General features: G+C 47.4%; 10 protein-coding genes and 1 pseudogene. 8 read left to right on the top strand and 3 right to left on the bottom strand.

From position 1 onward, the window contains the following. Positions 1-26 precede the first annotated feature (26 nt). Positions 27-881 carry a hypothetical protein gene (locus QD47_RS07645; protein ID WP_044645568.1) on the top strand — a complete coding sequence of 285 codons (855 nt, stop codon included), beginning with the start codon at positions 27-29 and terminating at the stop codon, positions 879-881. A 190-nt stretch (positions 882-1,071) separates the two neighbouring features. Here QD47_RS07645 and QD47_RS07640 read toward each other — a convergent pair whose 3' ends face one another. Further along, positions 1,072-1,962 carry a hypothetical protein gene (locus tag QD47_RS07640; protein ID WP_044645567.1) on the bottom strand — a complete coding sequence of 297 codons (891 nt, stop codon included), beginning with the start codon at positions 1,960-1,962 and terminating at the stop codon, positions 1,072-1,074. Positions 1,963-2,319: 357 nt separating this feature from the next. Here QD47_RS07640 and QD47_RS07635 point away from each other — a divergent pair, with 357 nt between their 5' ends. Next, entirely contained in the window at positions 2,320-3,132 is an 813-nt protein-coding gene (locus tag QD47_RS07635; RefSeq protein ID WP_044645603.1) for a DUF3891 family protein, read from the top strand. A 114-nt stretch (positions 3,133-3,246) separates the two neighbouring features. On the opposite strand, the gene QD47_RS32440 is transcribed toward QD47_RS07635, so the two are convergent. Continuing rightward, positions 3,247-3,384: a hypothetical protein gene (locus tag QD47_RS32440; RefSeq protein ID WP_200893397.1), complete on the bottom strand. Its 138-nt coding sequence runs from the start codon at positions 3,382-3,384 to the stop codon at positions 3,247-3,249. Positions 3,385-3,640: 256 nt separating this feature from the next. Here QD47_RS32440 and QD47_RS07630 point away from each other — a divergent pair, with 256 nt between their 5' ends. The 4 genes from QD47_RS07630 (at position 3,641) to QD47_RS07615 (ending at position 9,156) form a co-directional block, all read left to right on the top strand. Further along, a complete protein-coding gene (locus QD47_RS07630; RefSeq protein ID WP_044645566.1) occupies positions 3,641-4,786 on the top strand; it encodes a glucose-1-phosphate adenylyltransferase in 1,146 nt (381 codons plus the stop codon). Between the two features lie 23 nt (positions 4,787-4,809). After that, entirely contained in the window at positions 4,810-5,913 is a 1,104-nt protein-coding gene (gene glgD, locus QD47_RS07625) for a glucose-1-phosphate adenylyltransferase subunit GlgD (protein ID WP_044645565.1), read from the top strand. A 46-nt stretch (positions 5,914-5,959) separates the two neighbouring features. Next, positions 5,960-8,413 (top strand): glycogen/starch/alpha-glucan phosphorylase, encoded by a 2,454-nt coding sequence (locus tag QD47_RS07620; protein ID WP_044645564.1) that lies wholly within the window; start codon positions 5,960-5,962, stop codon positions 8,411-8,413. A 134-nt stretch (positions 8,414-8,547) separates the two neighbouring features. Then, positions 8,548-9,156, top strand: a complete 609-nt coding sequence (locus QD47_RS07615) for a DUF2062 domain-containing protein (protein WP_044645563.1) — start codon at positions 8,548-8,550, stop codon at positions 9,154-9,156. Positions 9,157-9,303: 147 nt separating this feature from the next. Here the strand turns inward: QD47_RS07615 and QD47_RS30575 are convergent. Next, positions 9,304-9,945 (bottom strand): annotated as a pseudogene (locus QD47_RS30575) (Rpn family recombination-promoting nuclease/putative transposase). A 167-nt stretch (positions 9,946-10,112) separates the two neighbouring features. Here QD47_RS30575 and QD47_RS07600 point away from each other — a divergent pair. Both QD47_RS07600 and QD47_RS07590 read left to right on the top strand, forming a co-directional pair. Further along, positions 10,113-12,788 carry a YhgE/Pip domain-containing protein gene (locus tag QD47_RS07600; protein ID WP_044645561.1) on the top strand — a complete coding sequence of 892 codons (2,676 nt, stop codon included), beginning with the start codon at positions 10,113-10,115 and terminating at the stop codon, positions 12,786-12,788. 339 nt (positions 12,789-13,127) lie between these two features. Then, positions 13,128-14,102, top strand: coding sequence for an aldo/keto reductase (locus tag QD47_RS07590; RefSeq protein WP_044645559.1), 975 nt, complete (start codon positions 13,128-13,130; stop codon positions 14,100-14,102). The last annotated feature ends 54 nt before the right edge of the window (positions 14,103-14,156 follow it).

The following is a 14,156-nucleotide window of genomic DNA, read 5'->3' as shown; positions in this document are numbered from 1 at the left end:
AAAAGTCGGACAAGGAGGTGGGGAGGGTGGATGAACTTGTTCACTCCGACATCACAGATTTAGATACACTTGTTAATATGATTAAGCTGTCATTTTCGTTTAACGACGGAGCCAATATGATTGCATTATGTGATTATCTGTACGAGCGTGCCAGCCAGAAGTATCAGGAGTTACAGTTCTACAAAGCGCACAAGAAACTCGTACAACCCATACATACCAAACGTCCACTAGTATATTACTATGGATACAGTCATCTGATGAAAGGAATGGCCTTCCAGAAACAGGGCAAATATGATGAAGCCCGAGATTGCATCGAAAAGTATGCAGAATTGGGCTGGTTTAATGGTCTTGATCCTCACGGGGAAGCGGAAGTCGAGTATTATCGCCATGCCGCCAAAGCCAATCTGTACGCCCTTGATATTTTGTCAGGCTTCGAAGTGTTGCAGGAATACGTTCAATTTCTTCAGGACAATCCGGAAGAACTGTTACCGGGGCTTCTTTCTATCGTGGAGGGGGCATCCAGGCACGACTATTCTTTAGAGAATGTGCTTGAGCCCTTTGCTGAACAAATTGACGATTTCAAATATCTCGAAGAGCCTGTGAATGTGTCTTATTATTTTCGCTTTTGCTATCAACTGTCTCTCTACTACATCAAGCGGCAGCAGTTCACGGTAGCGCTGGACTATATTCTGCAATCCCTCATGCTGTCAGATACCCTGGGTATGGAACATGAGCATGAGTTCAGGAAGTGTACCGCGATATTTGAGATTTTCAGATCCCAAGCTACGGCAACACAGCAAGACCAATATATAACTATTTTAAAAGGAGTGTTAAAGGATGAAAAAATTGATTTCACAGCCTCTGTCGCTCAGTCTGTTTAGCTTGCTGGTGTTTGTTACAAGTCATGACCTCATTTCAGTGTTCTATCATGGAGCAAATCATTAATTGGACAGAAGTAAGCAGAAAAGAAGTTCTCCAGCAAAGTAGATATTTGATGTAAAAGTATGCCAAATAGCAAGTAAGCTCAGTACGAATCGGGCTTGCTTGCTATTTGGCGTCGTTATATGAAGACTAAGCAGTTGTAGGCTTATGCAGAACACCCTGCTCTGATGGATGCAATGAAATTTTCAACTGCTGGTAGGCTGGGAATGTTTCTTCCAAAAGGTACGGTGCACTTTTGAATGCCGCATCCAATGCCCGTAGAAAAGAACCGACGAACTGCTCTGGAGAAAAGTAAATGCTTTGCCCGATCATATGAATGTGAAGCTCATTTTGATCGCGGTTGCTCACCGAAAGCAATAATCCCTTACCCTGAAAACCCGTTTCGATTGCACGTACTTTATTTATGCTTGAGAGCAGCATTTCTGTTTTCAACGCACGACCCTGTTCCTCTATAAACACGGAAATCAGGCGTTTATCCGTCACGATCATAATTTGGTTCCCCCGAAACGTATGGGTAAGATGCACAAAATCTTTATACACTCCAATCGTCTGCTCATGGGGAGAGATGATCCCCAAACGTACAAACTCAGCCAAGTCGGCGGCATCAGACTCCTGATGATTTTTAATCCGTTTCTTGATACTGAACTGAAGGGTCAGAATACCAAAGATGGCTACGACAAAAAGGACCATCCCGCCGCTAAGCACGGTGAAATTCAGGACAATAAAAACTCCTAGCAAGCATTGCACCCAGGTGATATAACGCAACTTTTGCTGAACGGTACGACGATAGTAGCGGAAGCGTTTTCCCGGTTGATATTCCACAGAAAATTTCGTCATCCCGCGCATAAGCATTAAGCTATAGATACATAAAATAGTAGCTGCAACTGTAATGAGGGCCATGAGCCACTCTTGAGCAACTATGCCAATTAAAGCGCACAGCCCGCACAGGATGATCCCCGCCCAGCAGGCAACTCTTTTAATGCGAATCTGTTTTTGAATCGAACGAACTAATTCATCCATTTTTCTTAATCCTCCTGATCTAGATGTATAGGTAATGTTTGGAATAACATGTGGTCTTATCGTACCATTGGATAGTCTTTTTCGTAAATCAATAGATTGTAAAAAATGCTGCACCTGTACTTTAGACACCAAAATCAAAAAGATCGGTACTACTCATGAACAGCAGGATTAGACGGAAGGGATGACGCCACAGCAGTTTCGAATAAGGAAGCACACGGGTAATTAGAAGTAAGGAGGCGGAAAACTTCACTGCCTTTTTACCCTTATCCTGATATAATAGAGATAAGTATAACCATGGCCTTCAAACAGAGTTTTTTACACGAATCAGATGAACCGCCGGACGGAAGGGGAGAGCATGTGGTTATTTATGAAACGGACCAAGCTTATATGATGACGACGCAGCATGACCATGCCCATATTTCAGGTGAGTTGGCTTCACAGTGGGAAGAAAGTGCCTTTAAGAATCGACGGCACAAGCAGGATTTTGTATATGCAGCTCGGGAGCATGACCGGGGGTGGATTGAGTTGGACGCCGCTCCTTTCTGGAATGATCAGGTATCTGCACCCTATACATTTATTGATTTTCCACTCAGTCCACGCTTTGTGTTCTATCGTCTCGGGATTGATGAAGTCGAGCAAGTGAATTCCTATGCCGCGCTGCTATGCAGCCTGATGTACAAGGAGCTCGTCGGACGGACCGAGCATAAGGATGCTCAGGACAAGCAAGTGGCGCGTGCTTATCTGGAGGCAGAGGAACAGCGTCGGCACAGGCTCAAACAGGAGATGACATTTGGTGTAACCTTTGACCATCAGGTGCGGACGGATGTACGCAGAATGTTGTTCTGCGACGAATTGAGTCTGTTTCTGTGCAGCAGGGAACCGGGTACGCCTACCGCAGATTATGAATGGTTCGCTAACGGCTTAACCTTTCCGGCGGTTTGCCATAAATGCGGGAGGGTCCGGGCTGAGTGGCTGTCGGATCAGGCTGTGGGCCTTTCCTATTTCCCTTTTACTGGAAAGGTGAGAATAACCCATACCTTCAAAAAGGTAGATAAAGAGCAAATTCGTACAACAGGACTTTTACAGGCCTACCGATCCTCCGAATGGACGCATCGAACCTTTACCGTCGAACATATAATGGAAGTAGAAGAACATCAGGAGAATGCCTGACCTCTTCAAATACTGCTTCGAGCGGGCATTTTGTTCGTGGATGCAGAGGAAGTCAGAGCAGAGCCTCCCTGAATGACTATTCAGAGAGGCTCTCTTTTTTCTTGGATTAAAGCTTTACGATTTTGTAGATGTTCTCGCGCGGTTGATCAAGGTCTGTGCCTTGTTCAATACCTTATTGCGCGCCCCTTTATTTTTCATCAGATACGCAACACCCATTCCCAATGCCGCTATGACCCATTTTTTATTCTTCATGATTCATGCCTCCTTATGCTCATGTTGTCGTAAACTAACGATTTAAAATCATCCAAAATGTGAAATGATGAACGGGATTTCACGATTTAGTGCTTCATTGCGCCCGTTCCGCATAACTATGATTTTACCCTTTCCATCAAATCTTACCCGTTCCTTCGGCCATGAAACGATTACGACTACCTATTCACGTTTAATGGATATTATCAAGTATCCTGCCGCAATGGCTTCAGAGGCACATGACAGGGAGGTCTTTGTTATGCGAAAGAAGGAAGTAGTTGCCATGCTGCTCGCTGGCGGACAAGGCAAAAGACTCAAAGGACTGACCCGCACACTTGCCAAACCGGCTGTATTTTTTGGAGGAACCTACCGCATCATCGATTTTCCCCTCAGCAATTGTACTCATTCCGGTATTGATACCGTAGGCGTGCTGACCCAATATGAACCGCTGGTGCTTCATTCCTATATCGGCGTAGGCAGCGACTGGGATTTGGACCGCCTGGATGGGGGAGTTTTTGTTTTGCCTCCCCACGAGAAGGAGAATGGAAACAACTGGTATCGAGGTACGGCGGATGCTATTTATCGGAATTTGCATTTTTTGGATCAGTATGACCCGGAGCATGTACTCATTTTGTCAGGAGATCACATTTATAAAATGGATTACAGTCGCATGCTCGACTATCACAAGGAAAAGGGAGCAGATTGCACCATTTCTGTCATTGACGTCACGATTCAGGAAGCCAAAAGATTCGGGATTCTGAACGCCGATGATGATTTGAAAATATACGACTTTGAGGAAAAGCCGGAGCAGCCGAAAAGCACGCTGGCCTCCATGGGCATTTATTTGTTCAAATGGGAGGTGTTGCGCCGATATCTGCTGGAGAGCGCGAGCGATGCTGAATCCTCGCATGATTTTGGCAAGGATATCATTCCATTGCTGCTCCAGCATGGGCGGTCGCTGTATGCGTACCCGTTTGCCGGATACTGGAAGGATGTAGGCACCATTCAGAGCTTGTGGGAGTCCAACATGGATCTGCTGGCTCAGGACCCGCCGCTGGATCTGAATGACTCTTTCTGGCGCATCTATACCCGTAGTCCTAATCAACCGGCTCAGTATATCACCCAACGGGCGATTCTGAAAAACAGCATCGTGAATGAAGGCTGCGTGGTGGACGGAGAGGTCAGGCATTCTGTGCTATTTTATGGAGTTGAGGTAGGGGAAGGGAGTGTTATTACCGATTCTGTCATTATGCCAAACGTCAAAATTGGTCGCAATGTTCGCATACACCGGGCCATCGTGAGCGAAAACATCATTATTGAAGACAACGCGGTCATCGGATCTGAGGGCAGCTCGGATGAAATTATTTTGTTCGATCAGGAAAGCCAGCTTCATGCACGAATATAACCCGGATAAGGACGGTGTCCGCTATGAGCCGACTCATTGGAGTCATCAACCTGGATCACGAACTGGATCAGTTGAAGGAATTGACCTATTTCCGGTGCGGGGCCGCAGTACCCTTTGCCAGTCGATATCGGCTCATTGATTTTACCTTATCTAACATGATGCATGCAGGGGTGCATGATATTGCACTGTTCATCCGCCGCAAATACCGATCGCTGCTGGATCATCTGGGTGAAGGTCGGCCTTGGGATTTGGACCGCAGACGGGGCGGACTGTTTATTTTGCCACCAGACTGGAATGATCCGACGGATGCATCCCTTGGAGATTTGCAGCATGTACACAACAATCTGGATTTTTTTCATCGCTCATCGGGTCAGACGATTGTTCACGCCGGAACCCAGCATGTCAACAAGGTTGATATTGAGGATGTATACCGTTACCATCGGAAGAAGAACGCGGACGTCACCCTTGTGTACAAACAAATAGAACAGCTCGAATCTGAGCACGCTCCCTGTGTTCGGCTGGAGATTGATGAGGACGGACGGGTGACGGGCATTCATCAGGAGCAGGATCATCATAATATTTATCTGGAAATTTTCGTCATGGACAAAAGCCTGTATCTTGATCAGGTGAAGCATTGCATTGCTCATCAGGATAACCATTTTTTTCGGGATGCCATTCAGAAAAATCCAAGCGGTCTGCGCATTTATGCATATCCCTATGAAGGCTATCATGCAGTGATTAATTCTATTGAGAGTTACTATAAAAACAGCATGAAGCTGCTGGATCAGCAGCAGTATCAAGCGCTGTTCCAGAATCAGCCGGTGCATACGAAAATCAAATATGAAGCCCCAACCCGTTATACGGACACTGCCGAGGTGGATCATTCGCTTATCGCCAACGGCTGCACGATTGGGGGCAAGGTGGAGAACAGCATCCTTTTTCGCGGGGTACGGCTGGAGGAGGGCGCACGTGTAAGCAACTCGATCATTATGCAAAAATGTGTCATCCGTAAAGGCGCAGTGGTGGAGAATGTGATTTTGGATAAGGATGTGCAGCTTTCACCGGATCGTACCTTGATTGGAGACGCCAGAGTTCCCTATGTCATTGCCAAAAATAGTGTGATTTAAAAGTATGATTTAGCATTTAAAACGGAAATAACAGGAGGGCACACCTTTGTTCAGCAATAAGGAAGCATTTAAGCAGGCTTTTCGAGAGCAACTGGTCGGAAGGCTGGGCAAGCCGATGCAGGAAGCTCAGGCAGAAGACGTATACAAGGTTTTGGGCGGTATGATTCGCGAACAAGTGGGCAAGAACTGGGCGGAAACGAACCAAGCCTATAAAGAAGGACAAGAGAAGCAGGTCTATTACTTTTCACTGGAGTTTTTGATAGGCCGTCTGCTGGGCAGCAATTTGCTGAATTTGGGCGTGCTGGATATGGTCCGGCAGGCACTGGGAGAGCTGGGCTGGGATCTGGAAGAGATTGAAGAACAGGAGACAGACGCGGGGCTGGGCAATGGCGGTCTCGGCCGTCTGGCTGCTTGCTTCATGGATTCGTTGGCATCCCTTGGCTACGCAGGACATGGCTGCGGCATCCGTTATAAGTACGGTCTGTTCGAGCAGCGCATTGTGGATGGTAATCAGGTGGAGCTGCCGGATTATTGGCTGCAAAAAGGAAACGTCTGGGAGGAACGCCGCCCTGACAAGAAGGTCGAGGTTCAGTTCTGGGGACATGTGGAAACTCGGGAGGAGGATGGTCGTCTTGTTTTCGAGACGCAGGATGCCGAAACGGTCTGGGCAGTTCCGTACGATATTCCGCTTGTGGGCTACGGACATGCGCAGGTGAATACGCTGCGGATCTGGAGTGCGGAATCAGCGCTTGATCCTGTCCGAGGGCCGATTCGAGGCGAAGGCGGTTACTACCGCTTTCTTGACTATAATCGTTCGGTAGAATCCATTTCGGCGTTTCTGTACCCGGACGATTCGAATTATGAGGGCAAGCTGCTTCGCTTGAAGCAGCAGTATTTCCTCTGCTCGGCCGGCTTGCAAAGTATTTTGCGGACGTTTGAGAAGCTTCGGTTGCCATACAGCCAGTTGCCTGACAAAATAGCGCTGCATATTAACGATACACATCCGACGCTCGTTATACCGGAGCTTATGCGTATTTTGATGGACGTGAAGGGCTTGGGCTGGGATGAAGCGTGGGATATTACGACGCGGACGGTTTCGTATACGAATCATACGATATTGAGCGAGGCGCTGGAGCAATGGCCTGTCAATATGGTGCGGGAGCTGCTTCCGCGAGTTTCTCTTATCATTGAAGAGATTAACAAGCGTTATTGTGCCATGCTGCTGGAGCGTTATCCGGGACAGGACATTAAAATTGGCGAAATGGCAATTATTCATGGTGAACAAATTCGTATGGCCCATCTGGCGATCGTCGGCAGCTACAGCGTCAACGGGGTGGCTGCGCTGCACACGCAAATTTTGAAGGAACGGGAAATGAAGCCGTTCCACGAGCTGTACCCCGGCCGTTTTAACAATAAAACGAACGGAATTGCCCATCGCCGCTGGCTCATGCACGCGAATCCCGAGCTGGCAAGCTTGTATGATGAAACGATAGGTACACGCTGGAGAACCCGTCCACGTGAGTTGATCGACCTGCTTCGTTACAGCGGGGACGAGTCGTTCAAGGAACGGTTACAGGCGATTAAGCGAAGTAATAAAGTCAGGCTCGCCGAGCAGGTTTTTGCTAAACAGAGCGTGCGACTGGATACGTCCTCGATTTTTGATGTACAGGTCAAACGACTGCATGGATATAAGCGGCAACTGCTTAATATTTTGCATGTGATGCACGTATACAATCAGCTCAAACATAATCCTTCCCTGGATGTGGTGCCGCGTACGTTTATTTTTGGAGCTAAAGCTGCTCCCGGCTATTATCTTGCCAAGCAGACGATTAAGCTCATTAACAACGTAGCGGACACGATCAATCGGGATGTGGATGTCAGGGACAAGCTGAAAGTCGTTTTTCTGGAAAATTACTCGGTTTCACTGGCCGAGCTGATTATTCCTGCGGCTGATGTCAGCGAGCAAATTTCCACGGCAGGCAAGGAAGCTTCAGGCACCGGAAACATGAAATTTATGATGAATGGTGCACTCACCCTGGGTACGCTGGACGGAGCCAATGTAGAAATGCATGAAATGGTAGGCGATGACAATATGTTCATTTTCGGAATGAAGGTGGATCAGATCGAGGCGTATTACCGGGACGGGCAGTATTCAGCGCGCAAAACAGCCAACAGCGACGAACGGCTGCGTGAAGTGCTGGATCAACTGGTGAATGATGCTCCTTTTACGCGGCATGAACGGGAATTTGAGGCTATTTATCAATCCCTGATTGATCACAATGACGAATACTTTGTGCTCAAGGATTTTGCGGCGTATGTAGATACTCAGGTGCATATCGAGCAGGTGTACCGAAATCCGTCTGAGTGGACGCGGCGTGCTATTGTAAACATGGCACATGCCGGCAAGTTTTCCAGTGATTGCACAATTCAGCAGTACGCGGCCGATATTTGGAACATTGTACCTCTCCAAAACGATGTCAACAAGCGAATCTTGTCCTAATACGGCGAAACAGGCGGAATGGCATTGCTTTTCGAACGCTGAGGGTTATAATGACAGTATAGACATAAGTAAGGATGGGTAGCTGTATAACCTCATTCCTGAACTTGAATTGTACTGTTGAAGGAGTCCTCCTATTGATAAAGCTCAATCCGAAAAGGCTCAGACCTAACCAATCGAAGAAGAAATATAATGTGTTTCAAAATATATGGCGGGCGATTCGCCTGAATTTCATCAAGCTGTTGCGTGCGCCGGGTGGAGTGAAGAAAATCTCTCTGGGCTTTGCCATCGGCTTCGCTCTGGAGATGATTGTTATCTCCACGGCTTCACTGGTGTATCTCGTGTTTTATCCGATTGTCCGGCTGTCCGGCGGCTCGCTGCCTGCGGCAATTGTGGGCAACGTTGTAGGTAAGCTGACCTTTTTGCCGATTGTGCTGATGCCGTTCGCCAAGCAATTGGGAGCTTGGATTTATCCGTCCCATTACCCGGTACATGTACGGGGAGGCAGGCTCCACGAGCATTCCTTTATGGAGCTGTTTCATGGAAACTGGTCTGTATTCAGAGACCTGCTGCATGGAGGACTGCACATTCTGATTGGCATGTCGATTTTCGGCGTGGTCCTAGGGGTTATCTCGTATTTTGTCATTCAAGTTCTGTATAACCGTTCCTTGCATAAACGGCTGGAAAAGCGGAAACTGCGTCACGGCGCAGCCTTTTCAGGGGCCAGATTATTAAAAAACGGATAACGTAGCGATAAAGAAGCTCCTTGAGCCTATGAATTAGGTCTGAGGGGCTTCTTGTTGTTTCTTCGTGGGAGGGGAACTCAAAAAGCGCCTTGTTCTTTAGAGAGAACAAGGCGAGTTTTCAGGGTTAAACGCTTTGTTAAAAATAAATTATTGAATCGGTTTCAATGATTGAACCTCGGATTCAGATAATCCGCTCGCTTTGGCAATAACTTCAATCTCAATACCTAAAGATACATGTTCCTTGCGATTTCAACAGCTTTTTGACGCTCGCCTTTAGTCAGTCCTTCTTCCAAACCTTTAGCCAAACCTTCTTTTAGCCCCTTTTTCAGACCTTTTTCCGTGGCCCACTCAATCATAGAAGCTTCGTCATAAAGGTATTTTTGACGTTCCTCGTACAAACGCCGCGCTTCCCGATCCTGACTTAGGAACTCGAGTGTATCCATCGCTTTTTTTAAAGTTGGTTCATTCACGGTAAGCACCTCCCAGTTGGATTTGTCAGCCCCTTTCAGAAAGAGAAGCCAATTAATTAAGCCACCTTCCACTGGAACGGACGTATCATTTACCTTCGATAATTACTGACCCGAATATCTTTTACTCCAATAAAACAGAGTTCGTTTTTCAATATCATATTTATTAAATAGCTGCATTTCCACGTTAATATGCTTGCCTGTTGCCGTTTTGGCCCAAATGTCAAAAATGGATTGCTTATCAAGTGGAGCATCTTTATCCGTATAAGAATTCATTACGTTTAAACACAAAGTCATTTCGTGGGTCCAGTAGCTCGCTCATTCAAGATCATCTCCATGCCCATTTATTATATCATGTACCCCGCATATTATTGAAGATGAGCTTGTCAGTATATACACAATAATTGGCTTCATTCGCTCGAATCGTTTACAATACGTGTGCATACAACACTGGACGACAGGTTAATGTACATACAAGGAGTGGTGAAGTTGCGGAAGATATGGCAAATCTACTTAACAGACTGGAAAAATGTATTCAAAGTATCAACCGGGACTTTATTAGTCATAGGTATCATTCTTTTGCCTTCCGTCTATGCATGGGTAAATTTGAAAGCAATGTGGGATCCTTATGCGAATACATCTGGTATTAAAATTGCAGTAACGAGTCAGGATCAGGGTGCTGAGGTGAACGGGAAGAAGATTAATATCGGTGACGAGGTTTTGCATAACCTTCAAAATAACAAGAAACTGGGCTGGACCTTTGTCAACGAAGCAGAAGCGAGAAAAGGTGTGCTGAACGGAGATTATTACGCGAGTCTGCTCATTCCAAGGGATTTTTCCGAAAAAATTACGAGCGTGCTCACGGAAAATCCGCAAAAGCCAGAGATTGATTACGCCGTCAATGAAAAAATTAATGCGGTCGCACCGAAAATTACATCTTCCGGAGCAACCGCTCTGACGAATCAGATTAGCCAAAACTTTATTGAAACCGCTAGTCGGGCCGTACTAACCAAGTTAAAGGAAGCCGGGGTGAAGCTGGAGGAGGAGCTGCCAACCATTCGCAACATTGAGAACCGGGTGCTGGAGCTGAACAACCGACTGCCGGATATCGACAGGTTAGGCAAGCAGGCAATCGAGCTGGAGCAGAATTTGCCGAAAATTAAGGCACAGGGACAAAAGATCATCGCATTGAAGGAGAAAATCCCTGAAATTAACCGTGCTGGCGATCTGGTGCTCAAAATTGAAAAAAACTTGCCCGAGCTGGACAAGGTGGCGGCGGCTATTTTAGATATACAAAAAAGGCTGCCGGATATTCAAAAGGCCGGAGATCGGATCGTGGAGCTGGATCAAAATTTCGGTAAGGTAGAAAGCGCATTGGCTACGGCATTGGAGGACACGCAAACGGCGCTTAAGGTCATTAATGCCGCACAAAAAGCGTTGCCGGAAGTACAACAAATTGCGAATGCGGGCAAGGATTTTACAACCGGATTGCTTGACTTTCTGGATAAAAATGATGGTGCGCTTGATTCAATCGGAACGGTGGTCAAAGAGGATTTACAGTTGGTACAGCAAATGGCAAATGAAGTTTCGGAGATCACAGGGATCATCCGCGGTGTTGGTTTTGATCCTAAAGCAGCACAGGCTGCGGTGAATCGGGTTAGCGGAAGACTGACCACTGCCGTGGGAGTGCTGGATCGTATTTCTCAGTTGCTGTCCCGTGTTAACGGATATTTGCCGAGTCAGCCGCTGGATTCGCTCATTTCCCGTGTGAGCGGTGTAGAGGACCGTTTCCGTCGCTTGAATAGCACGGTTACAAGCATCGGGGATGCCATTCAGCACGGCGAGAAGCCTGCACAAAATCTCCTGGATAACGCTGACCGCCTTGCTGGAGAAATCAGCAGCGGGATTGACAGCATTTTGGGCAACTATGATACGGAATACGCACCAGCCATTCAAAAAGCGTTGGATCAAATTAAGACCGTTGCCCGCAATTCTGCGAATGTGCTGAATACGGCCCAAGAGCAGCTACCGAATATTGAAAAAATATTAAACGACGCTCAGGCTGCCGCACAATTCGGTCAGGAAGAACTGACCCGTCTCCAGCAGGATCTGCCGCAATACCGGCAAAAGCTGCATGAAGCGGCTACGACGATTCAGGGACGAATGGGCGAATTTACGAATGCTGTAAACAAAGCAGCGGACTTCGTGAATAACGATTTGCCAGCAGTTAAAAGTAAGATTCATCAGGCGGCGGATTTTGTGCGCAACGATTTGCCGAAGGCGGAGCAGCAGTTTGTCAAAATGGCTGACCTGATTGAGAACAAGTTTCCTGAGGCAGAACATGCGGTGCACCAGGTCGCCAATTTTGTGAGAACGGATCTTCCTGCTGCTGAGGATTCCATACGTCAGGCCGCAGACACGATTCGCAAGCTCAAAGGCGAAAATGCCCTTGGACGGGCCATTGCATTGCTCAAGGGGGATGTGAAACAGGAGAGCGATTTTCTCGGTAGTCCGGTTTCATTGAAACAGGAGCGTATTTATCCGATTCCGAACTATGGTTCTGCGATGTCGCCTTTTTATACCACATTGTCGATTTGGGTAGGTGCAATGCTGCTGGTGTCGATGTTCAGGGTAGATGTGGAAGACTCGGAAGGTAAATACAAAAGCTACCAAGTGTACTTCGGACGGCTTATGACGTTCTCCACTATCGGTATATTTCAGGCGCTTAGCGTGTCGCTCGGTGACTTGTTCCTGCTCGGGGCATATGTGGATGCCAAAGTGTCATTTGTACTTTCCTCCATACTGATCAGTCTCGTATTCACAGCTATGACCTATACACTGGTTTCGGTGTTTGGCAATATCGGTAAGGGGCTGGCGGTTATCTTGCTGGTGCTTCAGTTCTCCAGCTCAGGGGGCACATTCCCGATTGCGACGAGTACGCCGTTTTTTCAAGCATTGAATCCGTTCGTTCCTTTCACCTATGCGGTTAGTCTGTTACGGGAAACGGTAGGGGGGATGCTGCCTTCGACGGTGACACGTGATGTGGTGATGCTGTTTGTATTTATCGGGGTTTGCTTCCTGTTTGGATTGGTATTTAAGAAGCCGCTCAGCAAGTATACGAAGAAGATGGCTGAGCGAGCGAAAGAGACGAAATTGATTCCTTGATTGTTAAAAAAGAGTGAGTTACGGTGGTTGAAGTGAGCGGCTCCGCGAAGGATTTGATCTTACGATCGCTGGCGCTTCTACAGATTCAAATCCTCCGCTCCGCTGGGGCTACCACCGTAAAGTCACTTTCTTTTTTACATACGGCGGGTAGTATGAGGGGGGATGGCATCGCGCTTGCTGCTTCGGTAGTGCGTGGGGCTTTTTTGTATGCGCTAAAAAATATATTACCATTTCGGGGTGTTTCAAAGTGGTGTTTTCTGGTTAATGAAATAAGTATGGTCTTTTTTGGCATGGGATTTTTACGGTATTTAAAATTCTTAGGCAAAGGCGGGAGGCAATATGGAGTATTCATACTTGGGAAAGTCAGGCTTAAAGGTTAGTCGGTTGTGTCTGGGCACGATGAATTTTGGGCCGGAAACCGAAGAAAAGGAAGCGTTTAAAATTATGGATGCTGCGCTGGATGCGGGCATTAATTTCTTTGATACAGCCAATGTATATGGTCATGACCGCAGAGGGTGGACGGAGGAAATTATCGGACGCTGGTTCCAGCAGGGTGGCGGAAGACGCGAGAAGGTCGTGCTTGCGACGAAGGTATACGGGGATATGAAAAATGAGAACGACGGGCCGAACACAGGATCAGGCTTGTCAGCTTACAAAATTCGCCGTCATTTGGATGCTTCTCTGAAACGTTTGCAGACCGATCATATCGAGCTGTATCAGATGCATCATATTGACCGAAACGTGTCATGGGATGAGCTGTGGGGTGTATTCGAGTCGGTTGTGGATCGGGGACAAGTCGATTATATCGGTTCCAGTAACTTTGCGGGCTGGCATATTGCTGTTGCGCAGGCCGAAGCGAAGGCACGCCGTTTTTTGGGGCTTGTATCCGAGCAGCATTTGTATAACCTGAATGAGCGTTCCGCCGAGCTAGAGGTATTACCTGCGGCTCAGGAGCTGGGACTCGGTGTTATTCCATGGAGCCCGCTGGCTGGCGGATTGCTGGGACGTAATGCATTGGCAGGCACAGGCTCGCGTAGCGCACGTTCCAAGGAAAAGATTGAACAAAATCGTGGGAAGCTGGAGCAATTTGCAGCGTTGTCCCGCGAGCTGGGCGAAAAGGAAGACGTGATTGCGCTGGCTTGGGTATTGTCTCATCCGGCCGTAACGGCTCCGATTATCGGCCCACGGACATTGGATCAGCTGGAGGATGCTCTGCGTGTGCCTGAGGTCAAATTGAGCGAGGATGTTCTTACCAAGCTGAATGAGATTTTCCCTGGCCCCGGCAAACCTGCGCCGGAAGCCTACGCATGGTAATTTAGCATCTTCCTATCGAAGACAAGAAGCGAATCACAAAGAAGCAGCAGATCA

Source organism: Paenibacillus terrae, from assembly GCF_000943545.1.
Classification (GTDB): domain Bacteria; phylum Bacillota; class Bacilli; order Paenibacillales; family Paenibacillaceae; genus Paenibacillus; species Paenibacillus terrae_A.
This window is presented reverse-complemented; position numbering and strand designations above follow the sequence as displayed.